Below are 14,162 nucleotides of genomic sequence, written 5' to 3' on the forward strand. Positions count from 1 at the left end.
GACGCCCGGTGGTTGCGTGGCGGGAGCCGCCGCGCAACCGCTTCCCGATCGTTCTTAGATCTTGCCGACCAGGTCCAGGGACGGAGCCAGGGTCTTCTCGCCTTCTTTCCACTTGGCCGGGCAGACTTCACCCGGGTGAGCGGCGGTGTACTGGGCAGCTTTCAGCTTGCGCAGGGTTTCGCCGACGTCACGAGCGATCTCGTTGGAGTGGATTTCGACGGTCTTGATGATGCCTTCCGGGTTGATCACGAAGGTGCCGCGCAGCGCCAGGCCTTCTTCCGGGATGTGTACGCCGAAGGCGTTGGTCAGCTGGTGGGTCGGGTCGCCGATCAGCGGGAACTGGGCTTTGCCAACGGCCGGGGAAGTCTCGTGCCACACCTTGTGGGAGAAGTGGGTATCGGTGGTCACGATGTAGACCTCGGTACCTGCTTCACGGAAGGCGGCGTAGTTGTTGGCAGCGTCTTCGATCTCGGTCGGGCAGTTGAAGGTGAAAGCTGCCGGCATGAAGATCAGAACGGACCACTTGCCCTTCAGGGACTGCTCGGTGACTTCGATGAACTTGCCATTGTGGAAAGCGTTGACCTTGAACGGTTGAACGGCGGTGTTGATCAGATTCATTAGGCAATTCCTCGTAGAGAGTTGTCGTTTAATCGAGTGGTCGATCGGTTGAAATTCGACAGGGGCAAGATTATCGCCTGATGACAATGAATGCCCATTGATTTAGGGCATCACGAAAATTGAGTCTCTCTATGGAGAGAACTATAAAAGGAAGAAGTTTCCTATCAGGCGATTCGTAGCGTCCTACGCCCGGATTCGTGACGCAAAGCGTCTGGCCCGGCCGTTATCAGCGTTTACCCCATGCAATGGTCAACCCACCTTCGCCCGAAAGCGCCGCGAGGACAACGCCAGTCACGACGTACGGCGCTTCGAAGCTTTTCGAGCGAAGCGGTTTTCCTGCCCCACTGGTCAAGCCTGCCCGCGAGCCTATGCTTGTGCGTGAGAGCCCTTCGCCACGAGGCTCTCGACGTCTACGGACAGCCTTCGCGAAGCGGCGCTGCCGCACGCATGACGACGAGGACTCCCGATGATCCAGTTCCTGCTCGGCGACGAAACGGTCCAGGCCGACGGCTTCGCGCCCGAGACCAGCCTGCTCGACTACCTGCGCATCCACCGCGCGCGCACCGGCACCAAGGAGGGCTGCGCCTCGGGTGACTGCGGCGCCTGCACCGTGGTGCTCGCCGAGCCTGAAGGCGAAGCACTGCGCTACCGTGCGGTGAACGCCTGCATCACGCTGCTGGGTGCGGTTCACGGCCGTCAGGTACTGACCGTGGAGCACCTCGGCGAGCCTGGCGCGCTGCACCCGGTACAACAGGCGATGGTGGACTGCCACGGCTCGCAGTGCGGCTTCTGCACGCCGGGCATCGTCATGTCGCTGTTCGCCTGGCGCCACTCGCCGCCGCCGCACGACCGCGAGACGGCACTGACCGCACTCTCCGGCAACCTGTGCCGCTGCACCGGCTACCGGCCGATCCTCGACGCCGCTGCGCAGATCGCCGGGCAGCCCTGCCACGACCGCTTCGCCCAGAACACCGCCCTCACCGTCGCCCGTCTTGAGGAGATATCCACAGCCGGCGCACTGCATGACGGCGAGGCGCGGGCCTGGTTGCCCGCTTCGCTGGATGAGCTGGATACCCTGCTGCAGCGTCACCCACAGGCACGACTGATCGCCGGCGGCACCGACCTGGCGCTGGAAGCCACGCAGAACCTGAAGACCTTCCCGGCGCTGATCCACCTCGACCGGGTGAGCGAACTGCAGCGCCTGGAAGTCCATCCTGGGCACCTGCTGATCGGCGCGGCGCGGAACTACGCCGACTGCCTCGAAGCGCTGCAGGAATTCCCCGGTGTCGCTCCCCTGCTGGAGCGCCTGGGCTCGCTGCAGATTCGCCAGCGCGGCACGCTGGGCGGCAATATCGCCAACGCCTCGCCCATCGGCGACATGCCGCCGGTGCTGCTGGCGCTGGATGCCCGGCTGCACCTGCGCAAGGCGGGGACCGTGCGCGAGGTCGCCATCGAAAGCTTCTTCACCGGCTACCGGCAGACACTCCTGCAACCCGGCGAGTACATCGAAGCGCTGCTGATTCCGCGCCTGCGCGGCAACCAGCGGTTCCGCGTCGACAAGATTTCCAAGCGCCGTGACGACGATATTTCCGCCGTCTGTCTGGCCCTGCGCCTGGACTTCGACGATGCCGGCATCGTCACTGACGCGCGCCTTGCCTGCGGCGGCATGGCGGCTACCCCCTTGCGCGGCGCAAGGACCGAAGCGGCCCTGCGCGGCAGGCCCTTCGACGCCGCCGCCGTGGCCGCCGCACAAGCGGCGATCCCGCAGGATTTCCAGCCCATCGACGACCTGCGCGCCAGCGCCGCCTATCGGCTGAAGGTGGCACAGAACCTGTTGCAGCGCGCACTACTGGAATGGACACAAAGCCCTGCGGAGGTGCGCCATGCGTAGCCTGCCACCGCTGGCCAGCAACGGCGTCGCGGTCGCCATCCACAGCGCGGGCAAGCCCCGCGAGCACGACAGCGCCACGCTGCACGTGAGCGGCGCCGCGCGCTATGTGGACGACCTGAAGGAGCCGCGCGACCTGCTGCACGCCGCCGTCGGCCTGAGTGAAATCGCCTGCGGCGCGGTGCTCTGCCTCGACCTCGAAGCCGTGCGCAACGCGCCCGGTGTGGTGGCCGTACTGACCCTGGACGACGTACCCGGCCACACCGACATCGGCCCAGTGTTCCCCGGCGACCCGCTGCTGGCGGGCGAGCGGGTGAAATACCACGGCCAGGCGCTGTTCGCCGTTGCCGCGCAAAGCCTGCTCCAGGCACGCCGCGCGGTGCGTCTGGCGAAAGTCGAATACGCGAAGGAAGACCCGCTGATCGACCCGCTGCGGGCCAAGGCCGAGGAACGCTTCGTGCGACCGCCGCACCACATGCGCCGGGGCGACGCACAGGCAGCGCTGGAAAGCGCTCCTCAGGTGCTGGAAGCCCGCCAGTTCATCGGCGGCCAGGAGCATTTCTACCTCGAAGGCCAGGCCTCGCTCGCGCTGCCCGGCGACGACGGCGGCATGCTGGTGCACACCTCCAGCCAGCACCCGAGCGAAGTGCAGAAACTGGTGGCCGAAGTGCTGGCCATCCCTCTGGCCAAGGTCACCGTGGAAGTACGGCGCATGGGCGGTGGCTTCGGCGGCAAGGAAACCCAGGCCGCGCCCTTCGCCTGCCTCGCCGCGCTGCTGGCGAACAAGACCGGCCGTGCGGTCAAGCTGCGCCTGCCGCGCGCCGAGGACATGCGCCTGACCGGCAAGCGCCATCCCTTCCACAACCGCTACCGCATCGGCTTCGACGACGGCGGCCGGCTGCTCGCCGCGCAACTCGACCTGGTGGGCGACTGCGGGCATTCGCCGGACCTCTCCGACGCCATCGTCGACCGCGCGATGTTCCACGCCGACAACGCCTACTTCATTCCCGACGTCGCCATCTCCGGCTACCGCAGTTTCACCAACATCGTCTCGCACACAGCCTTCCGCGGCTTCGGCGGGCCGCAGGGGATGATGATCATCGAGCGCGCCATGGACGACATCGCCCGCGCGGTGGGCAAGGACCCGCTGGAGGTGCGCAAGCTCAACCTTTACGGCGGCATGGGCAGGGAGCTGACGCCCTACCACCAGAAGGTCGAGCACAACCTGCTGGGCGAACTGATCGCGCGGCTGGAACAGAGCAGCGACTACGCCGCGCGGCGCTCGGCGATCCACGAGTTCAATGCACGGAGCCCGGTACTGAAAAAGGGCCTGGCGCTGACGCCAGTGAAGTTCGGTATTTCCTTCACCGCGCAGCACCTCAACCAGGCGGGCGCGCTGGTCCACCTCTACACCGACGGCAGCATCCAGCTGAACCATGGCGGCACCGAGATGGGCCAGGGCCTGAACACCAAGGTCGCGCAGATCGTCGCCGAGGAATTCCAGGTGCCGCTGGAGCGCGTGGTGATCACCGCCACGCGCACCGACAAGGTGCCCAACACCTCGCCCACCGCCGCCTCCAGCGGCACCGACCTGAACGGCATGGCCGCCCGCGATGCCGCCCGCACGCTGAAGAAGCGCCTGATCGACTTCCTCGCCGAACGCGATGGGGTCAAGCCGCAGGAGATACGTTTCGAGCACGGCGGCGTGACCGTCGGGGCGCAGCACCTGGGCTTCACCGAGGTCATCCAGGCGGCCTACTTCGCGCGCATCCAGCTCTCCGCCACCGGTTTCTACCGCACGCCAAAGATCTTCTACGACCGCGAGAAGGGCCAGGGCCACCCGTTCTTCTACTTCGCCTATGGCGCGGCGGTATCGGAGGTGGAAGTGGACACGCTGACCGGCGAGTACCGTGTGCCTCGGGTGGACATCCTCCACGACGTCGGCCGCAGCGTGAACCCGGCCATCGACATCGGCCAGATCGAGGGTGGCTTCGTCCAGGGCATGGGCTGGCTGACCACTGAGGAGCTGCGTTGGGACGACACCGGCAAGCTGCTCACCGTGGGGCCGGCGACCTACAAGATCCCGGCCGTGAGCGACGCTCCGGAAGACTTCCGCGTGGCACTGTTCGAGCGTCCCAACGAGGAAGACAGCGTGTACCTGTCCAAGGCCGTGGGTGAGCCACCGTTCATGCTGGCGATCTCGGTGTGGTCGGCCCTGCGCGACGCCATCGCCAGCCTCGCGGATTACCGCCTGAGCCCCGACCTGGATACGCCGGCGACGCCGGAGCGGGTACTCTGGGCCTGTGAGGCGATGCGCCAGGAGAACCCAGCATGACCCGCCACTGGATGGAAGCCATCGCCCGCCTGCGCGACAGCGCCGAGCCCTACGTGCTGATCACCGTGATCGGCGTGCAGGGCTCCACGCCCCGCGAGTCCGGCAGCAAGATGCTGGTCACTGCCGGGGAAGCCTTCGACACCATCGGTGGCGGCCATCTGGAGTTCGCCGCCATCGAGCACGCGCGCCAGCTGCTGCTGGCCGGCAAGAACAGCCAGGCGCTGGAGCACTTCCCCCTCGGCGCGCGGCTGGGCCAATGCTGCGGCGGGCGCGCCAGCCTGCTGTTCGAATGCTTTGCCGCGCGCGGGCCGCAGGTGGTGCTGTTCGGCGCCGGCCACGTGGGCCGTGCGCTGGCGCCGCTGCTGGCCGGGCTGCCGCTGCGCCTGGAGTGGGTGGACAGCCGGGCGGCGGAGTTTCCCCAGACCGTTCCCGAGGGCGTGCGCATGCACCTGCTGGAGGAGCCGGAAGATGCCGTGCATGAAGCGCCGCCGGGCAGCTACTTCCTGGTCATGACCCACAACCATCCGCTGGACTACGCCATCGCCGAGGCGGTGCTCAAGCGCGGCGACGCGGGCTTCCTCGGCATGATCGGCTCACGCACCAAGGCCCGGCGCTTCCAGATGAGGCTGGAACAGCATGGTTATCCACAGGAGGTGATCGCGCAGATGCATTGCCCCATCGGTCTCTCCGAAGTCCCCGGCAAGCGCCCGCTGGAAGTGGCCATCTCGGTGGCCGCCCAGGTCATCGCCCGCTATCACCAGGACGCCCCCGCCCGGCAGATGCGCGAAGGCGTGGAGTGGGCCGCGCTCTGCAGCGAAGGTTCGTACAGCGATTTGCCGGAAAACGCAAAAACCTGACCAACGGGACAACAGTTTTTCCCGCCTCCGCCGATACATTCAACGACCCCGTCTCTTCGCCCGCCACTGGCGGGCGTTTCGTTGTGCGTTCGGAGGAAAACAAGAACATGCGCCTGCGAAGTATCCAGACCCAGCTCATCCTCAGCATGGGCGCCGCCCTGCTCATCAGCCTGCTCATCGTCCTCGGCCTGTATGCCGTGCTGGTCAACCGCCTGAGCGAGCGCTACCTGCTCGAACAGGCATTGCCGGCGAGCATCCAGGCGATTGCCAACGACTTCGAGAAACGCCTCACCGGCCCCATCACCGCAGCGGCCGGCATCGCCGACAACACCCTGGTGCAGGACTGGCTGGCCGCCGGCGAAAGCCCGGAGAAACTGGCCGACTTCACCCGCTACCTGGGTGGCATCCGTGCCTCCCAGAAGGCCTTCTCTGCGCTGATCACCTCCAACGCCAGCGGCGCCTATTACAGCGACAAGGGCAAGGAGCGCACGCTCAGCCGCAGCGAGCCGAAGGACAGCTGGTACTTCCAGTTCATCGACAGCGGCAAGCCGCGCATGTGGAACATCGACACCGATGGCAGCACCGGCGAACTGGCGCTGTTCATCGATCAGCGCGTGGAGCGCGACGGCAAGCTGCTGGGCATCGCCGGGCTGGGCCTGGAGATGCGCGAGCTGTCGACGCTGATCCGCGATTTCCGCTTCGGCCGGTCAGGACGCGTGTACCTGGTGAAGAACGACGGCCAGGTGCAGATCCATCCCGATGCCTCGCTGCCCAAGGGGCGCAATCTCGGCGACCTGATCGGTGCCAGCGCCGCAAGCGCGCTGCTCGGCCAGCAGGGCTTCCACAGCGCCCGCTTCGAGCGCGACGGCGAGGACTACCTGGCCGCCAGCCTGCCGCTGCATGACCTGGGCTGGACCCTGGTGAGCGAAGTGCCGGAAGCGGAAATCTACGCCGACGCCCGCGAGGCGCTGGCCTTCTCCGGCCTCGCCGGCGCCGTGGTCGCCCTGCTCTGCCTGGCGCTGGTGGTGCTGATGGCGCGCAGCCTGGCCCGGCCGATCCGCCAGGTCACCCGCGCGTTGCTGGAGATCGGCGGTGGCGGTGGTGATCTCACCCGCCGCCTGGACGACAGCCGTGCCGATGAACTGGGCGACCTGGCCCGCGGCTTCAATCGCTTCCTCGAGGGCCAGCGCGCGCTGATTGGCGCCGTGCTCGGCACCAGCCAGCAACTGCTGTGCACCGTCGGCGAAGTGGCGCAGGTGGTGGACAACACCGCCGACCGCGCCGGTCGCCAGCAGGAAATGACCGACATGGTCGCCACGGCGGTGAACGAAATGGGCAGCACCGTGCAGGAAATCGCCCGTAACGCCGAGCAGGCCGCCAGCGCCTCGCAGCAGGCGCGCGAGGAAGCCGGCGAAGCGCGGCGCGTGGTCGGCGGCTCGCTGCAGGTCGGCCAGCGCATGTCCGGGGAGATCGGCGAAGCGGCCGGTGCCGTGGGCGAACTGGCCGGCCAGGTGGCGAGCATCGACCAGGTGCTGGCGGTGATCCGTGGGGTGTCCGAGCAGACCAACCTGCTCGCCCTCAATGCCGCCATCGAGGCCGCACGCGCCGGCGAACTGGGCCGTGGCTTCGCCGTGGTGGCCGATGAGGTCCGCACGCTGGCCAGCCGCACCCAGGGCTCGACCGATGAAATCCTCACCATCATCCAGCGTCTGAAGGGCGGCGCGGAGGCCGCAGTACGTTCGATGCAGTCCAGCCAGCAGACCACCGGGCAGAACCTGGCCGCCAGCGAACAGGCCGGCGCCTCACTGGGCGCCATCGCCGATCAGGTGGAGCGCATCAGCGACCTCAACCACCAGGTCGCTACAGCCACCGAGGAGCAGTCGGCGGTGACCGAGGAGATCAACCGCAACGTACAGGGCATCGCCGACCTCGCCCATGCCACCACCCGCGAAGTGCAGCACGGCCGCGAACAGTGCCGCGAGCTGCGCAACCTGGCCGATGACCTGGCACGGCAGATGGCGCAGTTCCGCCTTTGAACGGCTCTGGCGCCGGCCTCGTGCCGGCGCCTTTTCCCCAGTGTTATCCACAGATTTTCCGAGCGAAGCGGCGGGATTTCCGCCATGGCCGCCGGGTGATGACGGCCGATCAGCGCACGAGGTGTCTCGCCAACGAGATACCTTGCCCACAAGTTGCCCACAGATTGTCCAGAGACTTGCCCCCAACCCTCCGGACTCCGCCCGCGAATCCGTCAGAAAGCCCGAGCCCAGGCCCTGCAAGCCCTGCATCAATCCAGTGAATAATTCACCGAGTGGTCAGAAGTGGCGTCTGACGACGTTCAGGGGGAATTTCACCCACACCTTTTCCACAGCTTGTTCATATTTTGCTCAACAGGCCCGACAGCAATTGATCAAAAAACAAGCGAAACGCTGAAGGCTGCGGAGTACGTGGGCAGCAGAGGTCCTGCCACAGGTTATCCACAGGCGGTTCCACGGTGTTTGGGGAGAAGAATCAGGTGTCCAGCAACTGCGCCAGGACGCGCCCACGGCTGAGGTCGCCCAGCAGCTTCTGCAGCGGCTCGACCTGGGTAGTCGGCAGGCTCAGCGTGATGCGCACGCCTTCGGCGCCAAAGCCTTCGTCTTCGACGCTGGCGCCGAGCGCCAGCACTCGCGCCTTGAACAGCGCGTGCTCGGCGAAGCTGCAGTCGAATGCCAGGCGGCGGCTGGGCACCAGTTCGATGCGTTCGGCGTCCTGCAGGCACTTCGCCGCGCAGCCGCCATAGGCGCGAGCCAGGCCGCCGGTGCCGAGCTTGATGCCACCGAACCAGCGACTGACCACGACCACCACGCGGTCCATGTCCTGCCCCTCGATGGCGACCAGCATGGGCCGGCCAGCGGTGCCGCCGGGCTCGCCGTCGTCGCTGAAGCGGTACTGGTTGCCCAGCTTCCAGGCCCAGCAGTTGTGCCCGGCGCTGGGGTCGCGATGGGCGGCAAGGAAGGCCTGGGCCTCTGCCTCGCTGGCGATGGGAGCGGCGACACAGTGGAAGCGGCTCTTGCGGATGTCTTCCTGGTAAACCGCGGGGCCGGCGAGGGTGAAACTCATGCCGAGGCCGGCGGCGTCAGCCCGCAACCCTTGAGGATGATGCGGATGAGGTTGTCGCTGGCATCGCTGAAGTCCTGCCTGGACAAGCGCTTGCGGCCGGTGACGAAGCCGATCTGGGTGGCGAAGTCGGCGTAGTGCTGGGTGCTGCTCCAGATCAGGAAGATCAGGTTCACCGGGTCCACGGCGTCCATCCTGCCGGCGTCGATCCAGGCCTGGAACACCGCGGCACGGCCGGCAAACCAGGTGCGGTAGTCCTGGCTGAAGTGCTCGGAGAGGCATTCGCCGCCGCTGATGATCTCCATGGCGAATACCCGCGAGGCCTGCGGGTAACGGCGGGAGAATTCCATCTTGGCGCGGATGTAGGTGGCCAGCGCGACGGCCGGGTCATCGTCCACGGTGAGGTGGTTGAAGGTGCTGTCCCACAGTTCGAGGATGTTGCTCAGCACCGCCACGTACAGCCCCAGCTTGTTGCTGAAGTAGTAGTGCAGGTTGGCCTTGGGCAGGCCGACGCGCTGGGCGATGGTGTTCATGCTGGTGCCCTTGAAGCCGTGACGGGCGAACTCCTCCTCGGCGGCGGCGAGGATGGCTTCCTCGTTTTTCTGGCGAATGCGGCCGGCGGGCTTTTCGCCGTTGGGCGCAGAGTGGGCGGGTACCTGGAGGGTCATGCGGGATGTCCGTGCATTGAGCGGGGGCGCTGCATGGATAACCCAGGCGGGTGGCGGGATTCAAGCACGAGGTGTGAAAAAGGGCAGGAACCGGAGTCGCCAGGCGACCCGGCTCCCGCCCCCGTCACGGCAGCCCCCGTGGGTGGGCCGGGGGCATGGCGTCACTTGGCGGTGCCGGTGGTGCCGGAGGTGCTGTGGTGGCCGCCACCGCCACCGTGGTTGCCGATGGCGGCGCCAATCGCAACGACCGCGGCGCCGATGCCGACGGCTTCACCGACGGTCAGCTGGCCGTACAGCGGCGTGGCCAGGCCCATGCCGGAGCAGGTCGGCGGCAGCGGAACGATTGCGCCAGCGCGGTCCTTGTCATCCTGCCCGGCTCCGTTCGCGGCTTGCGCCTGGTCCTTCTGGTCCTTCGTAGCGCCGCCCCACAGCGGCGCGCAGTCGTTGGTGGCAACCACGGCCTTCTGTTCCTCTTTCGGCTCCTCTTTCACGGGTGCCGGCTGGGAACGGGTGATGACATCCTGGTAGAAGCCACCTGCGTGGGATTTGTCGTGGACTTCGGTCGGCGGAATGCTGGGGTGCCCGAGGGGCGCCGCCAGTACGGGGGTGCCCAGGCTCGCGGCGATGGCCGCGATCAACAGTTTCTTCATGGCTCACATCTCCTAGGTGAAGCAAAAGAGATGCAAAGCTAGAGGTTGGCGAGCGCTCGACCAATGGGCCGGGACCCGGATGGGATGTAGGCAGTTTCCGAAAGAATCCAGGATTTTGCAGCTGGCGAATGAAAATGCCGCAAGACATTCGAAAAGACCGACCCCGCCAGGCGGCGGGGTCGGAGGGGAACATCAGAAGTGGTACTTGACCAGCGCGCTGACGGTGTTCTGGTCGGTGGTGAAGTACTGCGAATCCTTGATGCCGTACTTGTCGGACCAGTAGTCGTACTCGATACCCACGTACAGGTGCTTGGCTTCGTAGCCCAGGGACTTGCCCAGGTCGTACTTCAGCTGCGGGTTGAAGTGCAGGTTGGCGTGGTAGTCCGACTGGTTGCGGTGGCTGGAGCTGGCGTCCTTGTTGTTCACGACCCAGTCCATGAAGCCGTCGAACAGGATGTCGGAGTTGCCCACCGGGAAGGTAATGGCCCAGGCCGGGGTAATCTGCCAGGCGCCGGACGGCACGCGATTGCCGTCGGGCTTGCGGTAGTAGAAGTTCAGCTGGAAGTAATCGAAGCCCGGCAGCGCCAGGTCGAAGCCCGGACCGACCAGGTAGGACTCGACATCGCCTTCGCCGAACTCGTAGGTGGTTGCCAGCAGCACGTCCTTGACCGGACCGAAGGACAGGTCGGTGCCGGTGATCTTGCCGAACGACAGGCGCGGGCTGAACTCACCGTAGTAGGTGTTCTTGCCGTTGGTGGCGCTTTCCTTGCCGTTGTAGTTGATCTGGTCGACGAAGAACCAGATGTCGCCCCAGGTCCAGGCGCTCGCGCTCTCGAAGGTGAAGGTCTGCTGGATCGGCGGGTCTACCTTGAAGTTCTTGCCCCACAGGTAGGTCAGGCTTTCGTTGTGCCAGATCAGCGGGCCGTCATTGGAAGCCGGCGCCGGGGTCAGGTCTTCACCGCCAGCCATGGCCTGCCCGGCCGCGAGCAGCCCGCCGGCGAGCAGCAGGGATGCGAGAGTGCGAGTCATGCGTTGCTCCTAATCAGTGCAGTCGTGTTGCGTTTTTAATTGTCGGTGGAACCTGTCCGGTCGGTCAGGCCTGGCGAGGAAAAGCAAGATTGGCGCCAATCCTGACCAGATGTTCCACTTTTATGACGAACCCCTTAAGGTCCGCTCCTTTGGCAGGGAAGACGCAGGTGCACGGGACGGGCCATTTCCTGACTCACAGGACAACTTCGCCTGTTTGGAGGGCATCGGCCCCAACAGGAAGCACTGCAATGGCGATCGCCGACCAGAAGATTGGATACATGACAAACCTGTGTTGAAACGAATCAACACAAATTGTGTATACAACTATCTTGTAGGAAATCTACACAACAGCCGTCGGAACACACCACGCGTTTTTCCGGGCGCGGATAATGCCAGACAAGGGCCTTCTCCACACCTGTCAGAGTGACTCGGGCCGCCCGGCGGTCGAGCTGTGGGATGCTTCCTTCAGGGTTCGAACGCCGCCGTTCACGTCGGCAACGGCTCTGATCCGGCTTGAGGTGGACGGGGCGGCCTGCCAGACTTCGATTCTCCAGCGATATTTTCCCAAGCTATGCCGATGAAAGGACAAGCTCCCGAACTGCAACGCCTGATCCCGGTGCTCGACCGCCTGCCGCGGCCGGTCTATGCGCGCGCCGAGCGTTTGCGCGCGGGTTCCTGGACCAGCAGGCACCATCACGCCTGGGTGCAGTTGTCCTACGCCATCACCGGAGTGCTGGGTGTACACACGGCCGAAGGCAGCTTCTTCGCGCCGCCGCAGCGGGCGATCTGGATTCCGGCCTTCCTCGACCATGAAGTGGTGACCTCGACCCAGGCGGAAATGCGCAGCCTGTACATCCGCGACGACGCCTGCCGATGGGCGCCGGACCGCTGCCGGGTGCTGGAGGTGACGCCGCTGGCGCGCGAGCTGATCAAGAGCTTCTGCGAGCTGCCGGTGGATTATCCACAGGGCGACAGCGCCGAATCACGGCTGGTGGAAGTGCTGCTGGACCAGCTGCGCGACCTGCCGGAAGTCGCCTTCTCCCTGCCGATGCCACAGGAGGCCCGGCTGCTGCAGTTGTGCCAGACACTGATCGACCGCCCCACCGACAGCCACACCCTGGGCGACTGGGCGCAGCGCATCGGCACCTCGGAGAAGACCCTGTCGCGGCTGTTCCAGCGCGAAACCGGGATGACCTTCCGCCTGTGGCGCCAGCGCCAGCGCCTGCTCGCCTCCCTCGGCTCGCTCGAGGCCGGCGATAGCGTGACGGCGGCGGCGCTGGATTGCGGGTATGACTCGACCTCGGCATATATCGCGTCGTTCAAGGGGTTGTTCGGCTTCACGCCGGGGGATCTGTTCCGCCAGCGGTAGACCGTGCCGGCGGATACCGACTCCGTCCGCGATTGGCTGAATTGCGCACCGAGCCCACGCCGCGGCACCTCTTGTGCGTCGGCGGATTTCCGCTCAGTGCCCGCCCTGATAGGCGCCGCTTCGCCTGCCCCCATACTTTAAAATCAGCTGAAACCCTTGTGCCACGCGGCTTTCGCGCCTTGGCACGCTGCCTGCTATCGCCCTCGACACTGCGCCGCCCTCGCGGCGCGCCGGCGTGACGTTTCGAGTAGTCCGCACGCCTGACGACAACAACGACAAGAGGAATACCCATGGATAGCGCAAGCGCCGTCTCCGCTTCTGCCGCACCCCGCACGACTTCCCAGCGCATCAAGTCGATCTTCAGTGGTTCGGTCGGCAACCTGGTCGAGTGGTACGACTGGTACGTCTATGCCGCCTTCTCGCTGTACTTCGCCAAGGCGTTCTTCCCCCAGGGCGACATGACCGCCCAGCTGCTGAACACCGCCGCGATCTTCGCCGTGGGCTTCCTGATGCGCCCGATCGGCGGCTGGCTGATGGGTATCTACGCCGACCGCAAGGGCCGCAAGGCGGCGCTGCTGGCCTCGGTCCTGCTGATGTGCTTCGGCTCGCTGATCATCGCCCTGACCCCCAGCTATGAAACCATCGGCGTCGGCGCCCCCATCCTGCTGGTGCTCGCGCGCCTGCTGCAGGGCCTGTCGGTCGGCGGCGAATATGGCACCTCCGCTACCTACCTGAGCGAGATGGCCAACAAGGAGCAGCGCGGCTTCTTCTCCAGCTTCCAGTACGTGACCCTGATCTCCGGCCAGCTCATCGCCCTGGCAGTGCTGATCGTGCTGCAGCAGACCCTGACCACCGAGCAGCTGGAAAGCTGGGGCTGGCGTGTGCCGTTCTTCATCGGCGCGCTGTGCGCGGTCGTCGCCATGTTCCTGCGTCGCGGCATGGAAGAGACCGAGTCCTTCACCACCAAGAAGGAAGAGCCCAAGGAAAGCCTGATGCGCTCGCTGATGCGCCATCCCAAGGAAGTCCTGACCGTGGTCGGCCTGACCATGGGCGGCACCCTGGCCTTCTACACCTACACCACCTACATGCAGAAGTACCTGGTGAACACGGTGGGGATGAGCAAGAACGACTCCACCATGATCTCGGCGGCCACCCTGTTCCTGTTCATGCTGCTGCAGCCCATCGTCGGCGCCCTGTCGGACAAGATCGGTCGTCGCCCGATCCTGATCGCCTTCGGCGTACTGGGCACCATTTTCACCTACCCGATCCTCAGCACCCTGCACACCATCGACACCTGGTGGGGCGCGTTCTTCCTGATCATGGCCGCGCTGGTCATCGTCAGCGGCTACACCTCGATCAACGCCGTGGTGAAGGCCGAGCTGTTCCCCACCGAAATCCGCGCCCTGGGCGTGGGTCTGCCGTACGCGCTGACCGTATCCATCTTCGGCGGCACCGCCGAGTACGTGGCGCTGTGGTTCAAGAGCATCGGCATGGAGAGCGGCTTCTACTGGTACGTCACCGCGTGCATCGCCTGCTCGCTGCTGGTCTACGTGACCATGAAGGACACCCAGAAGCACTCGAAGATCACCACCGACTGATTGGGCTCTTTGCCCAGGCCCCGGCGCACACTCTCCGGGGCTTTTTATCCACAA

The 14,162-nt window shown here is 65.8% G+C and carries 11 protein-coding genes and 1 pseudogene; 7 read left to right on the top strand and 5 right to left on the bottom strand.

Annotation, left to right across the window (positions count from 1 at the left end; all coding sequences use genetic code 11):
• Window positions 1-54: 54 nt before the first annotated feature.
• On the bottom strand, window positions 55-618 hold the full coding sequence (ahpC, locus tag IB273_RS28580) for an alkyl hydroperoxide reductase subunit C (protein ID WP_081518843.1): 564 nt from the start codon (window positions 616-618) through the stop codon (window positions 55-57).
• A 466-nt stretch (window positions 619-1,084) separates the two neighbouring features.
• Here ahpC and xdhA point away from each other — a divergent pair, with 466 nt between their 5' ends.
• The 5 genes and pseudogenes from xdhA to IB273_RS32055 all read left to right on the top strand — a co-directional run bounded on the left by xdhA (window position 1,085) and on the right by IB273_RS32055 (window position 7,734).
• Window positions 1,085-2,509, top strand: a complete 1,425-nt coding sequence (xdhA, locus tag IB273_RS28585; protein ID WP_192225581.1) for a xanthine dehydrogenase small subunit — start codon at window positions 1,085-1,087, stop codon at window positions 2,507-2,509.
• On the top strand, window positions 2,502-4,841 hold the full coding sequence (xdhB, locus tag IB273_RS28590; protein WP_192225582.1) for a xanthine dehydrogenase molybdopterin binding subunit: 2,340 nt from the start codon (window positions 2,502-2,504) through the stop codon (window positions 4,839-4,841). The genes xdhA and xdhB overlap by 8 nt, the downstream gene beginning before the upstream one ends.
• Entirely contained in the window at window positions 4,838-5,698 is an 861-nt protein-coding gene (gene xdhC, locus IB273_RS28595) for a xanthine dehydrogenase accessory protein XdhC (protein ID WP_192225583.1), read from the top strand. The genes xdhB and xdhC overlap by 4 nt, the downstream gene beginning before the upstream one ends.
• Window positions 5,699-5,844: 146 nt before the next feature.
• Window positions 5,845-6,867: pseudogene (locus IB273_RS32050) on the top strand (cache domain-containing protein); the annotation flags it as partial.
• Between the two features lie 138 nt (window positions 6,868-7,005).
• Window positions 7,006-7,734: a methyl-accepting chemotaxis protein gene (locus IB273_RS32055; protein WP_412548103.1), complete on the top strand. Its 729-nt coding sequence runs from the start codon at window positions 7,006-7,008 to the stop codon at window positions 7,732-7,734.
• A gap of 472 nt (window positions 7,735-8,206) precedes the next feature.
• Here IB273_RS32055 and IB273_RS28605 read toward each other — a convergent pair whose 3' ends face one another.
• The 4 genes from IB273_RS28605 to IB273_RS28620 form a co-directional block, all read right to left on the bottom strand.
• Window positions 8,207-8,797, bottom strand: coding sequence for an IMPACT family protein (locus tag IB273_RS28605; protein ID WP_081519179.1), 591 nt, complete (start codon window positions 8,795-8,797; stop codon window positions 8,207-8,209).
• Window positions 8,794-9,462, bottom strand: coding sequence for a TetR/AcrR family transcriptional regulator (locus IB273_RS28610; protein ID WP_081518848.1), 669 nt, complete (start codon window positions 9,460-9,462; stop codon window positions 8,794-8,796). Before IB273_RS28610 ends, IB273_RS28605 begins: the two co-directional genes overlap by 4 nt.
• Before the next feature lie 161 nt (window positions 9,463-9,623).
• Window positions 9,624-10,112, bottom strand: a complete 489-nt coding sequence (locus IB273_RS28615; RefSeq protein ID WP_192225585.1) for a hypothetical protein — start codon at window positions 10,110-10,112, stop codon at window positions 9,624-9,626.
• 192 nt (window positions 10,113-10,304) lie between these two features.
• Complete coding sequence (locus IB273_RS28620) at window positions 10,305-11,141, bottom strand: outer membrane protein OmpK (protein ID WP_151188935.1); 837 nt, start codon at window positions 11,139-11,141, stop codon at window positions 10,305-10,307.
• A 571-nt stretch (window positions 11,142-11,712) separates the two neighbouring features.
• Here IB273_RS28620 and IB273_RS28625 point away from each other — a divergent pair.
• Both IB273_RS28625 and IB273_RS28630 read left to right on the top strand, forming a co-directional pair.
• Entirely contained in the window at window positions 11,713-12,510 is a 798-nt protein-coding gene (locus IB273_RS28625) for an AraC family transcriptional regulator (protein WP_192225586.1), read from the top strand.
• 290 nt (window positions 12,511-12,800) lie between these two features.
• A complete protein-coding gene (locus IB273_RS28630) occupies window positions 12,801-14,108 on the top strand; it encodes an MFS transporter (RefSeq protein ID WP_081518851.1) in 1,308 nt (435 codons plus the stop codon).
• The last annotated feature ends 54 nt before the right edge of the window (window positions 14,109-14,162 follow it).

Source organism: Pseudomonas sp. PDM19 (assembly GCF_014852215.1).
GTDB lineage: Bacteria > Pseudomonadota > Gammaproteobacteria > Pseudomonadales > Pseudomonadaceae > Pseudomonas.